The 1,713-nt window shown below is 72.6% G+C and carries 1 protein-coding gene; it reads left to right on the forward strand.

Translation table 11 applies throughout. From position 1 onward, the window contains the following. The coding region (locus C2L58_RS18315; protein WP_146073630.1) for a type I polyketide synthase at positions 1-1,713 on the forward strand (1,713 nt) is incomplete at both ends.

Below are 1,713 nucleotides of genomic sequence, written 5' to 3' on the forward strand. Positions count from 1 at the left end.
CTCGCCACCGACCCCCAGCAACGACTCCTCCTCGAAACCGCCTGGGAAGCCCTCGAACACGCCGGCATCACCGCCCAAGCCCTCCGCGGCAGCCGGACCGGCGTCTACACCGGTGTCATCTACAACCAGTACGTCCCGGGTGTCTCGGAGGCGACCGACGGCTACTTCCTCACCGGCAACACCACGAGCGTGGCTTCGGGCCGGGTGTCCTACACGCTGGGGCTGGAGGGCCCGGCGGTGACCGTGGACACCGCGTGCTCGTCTTCCCTGGTGGCGATGCACCTGGCGGCCCAGGCGCTGCGCACGCGGGCGTGCGACCTCGCCCTGGCCGGTGGGGCGACGGTGATGCCCACGCCGAGCCTGTTCCTGGAGTTCAGCCGCCAACGCGGCCTGGCGCCGGACGGCCGGTGCAAGTCGTTCGGCGCGGCGGCCGACGGCGCCGGGTTCTCCGAAGGTGCCGGCCTGCTCCTGCTGGAACGGCTCTCCGACGCCGAGCGCAACGGGCACCGGGTGCTGGCGGTGCTGCGCGGCAGCGCGATCAACTCCGACGGCGCGTCCAACGGGCTCACCGCGCCCAACGGCCCGGCCCAGGAACGCGTGATCGAACAGGCGCTCGCCGACGCGCAGCTGTCCACATCGGACGTTGACGTGGTCGAGGCGCACGGCACGGGCACGACCCTGGGTGATCCGATCGAGGCGACCGCCTTGCTGGCCACCTACGGCCGCCACCGCGAGCGGCCGCTGTGGCTGGGTTCGGTGAAGTCCAACCTCGGGCACACGCAGGCGGCCGCCGGCGTGGCCGGGGTGATCAAGATGGTGCAGGCGATGCGGCACGAAACCCTGCCGAAGACCCTGCACGCCGCCGAGCCGTCGCCGCACGTGGAGTGGGCCGCCGGGGCCGTCTCGCTGCTGACCGAGGCCACCCCCTGGCGCCGCGGCGACCGCGTCCGCCGGGCGGGGGTGTCGTCGTTCGGCATCTCCGGCACCAACGCCCACGTCATCCTCGAAGAACCGCCGGCCACCGAAGTCCCCCCGCGGGAACTCCCGGCGCTGCCGGTGCCGTGGATCCTCTCCGGCCGCACCGGAAGCGCCCTGCGCGAGCAAGCCCGTAACCTGTCCTCAGTGGACGGACATCCTCTCGACGTCGGCCACTCCCTCGCCACCACCCGCACCCGGTTCGCCCACCGCGCCGCGATCGTCGGAAGCACGCCGGAGGAGCTGCGGGCGGGATTGGCCGCGCTGGCGGACGAGCTTCCCGCCGCCCATCTCCACGTCGGTACCCCGGCCGGCGAGCTCGGCCCGGTGTTCGTGTTCCCGGGCCAGGGTTCCCAGTGGGACGGCATGGCCGTCGACCTCTACCGCGAATCACCGGTCTTCGCCCGATATCTCGACGCCTGCGCCGAAGCGCTGCGCCCCCACGTCGACTGGTCGCTGATCGACGTCCTCCACGGGCCGGGCATGGACCGCGTCGACGTCATCCAGCCCGCCCTCTGGGCCGTCATGGTGTCGCTGGCCAAGCTGTGGCAGCACTACGGAGTGGAGCCCACCGCCGTCGTCGGACACTCCCAAGGCGAAATCGCCGCCGCCCACATCGCCGGAGCCCTCACCCTCGACGACTCCGCGAGGATCGTCGCCCTGCGCTCCCAAGCCATCACCACCATCGCCGGCACCGGCGGCATGATGTCCGTCCCCCTGCCCGCCGACGACGTCCGG

The sequence above is a fragment of the Amycolatopsis sp. CA-126428 genome (assembly GCF_002904335.1).
Taxonomy (GTDB): Bacteria; Actinomycetota; Actinomycetes; order Mycobacteriales; family Pseudonocardiaceae; genus Amycolatopsis.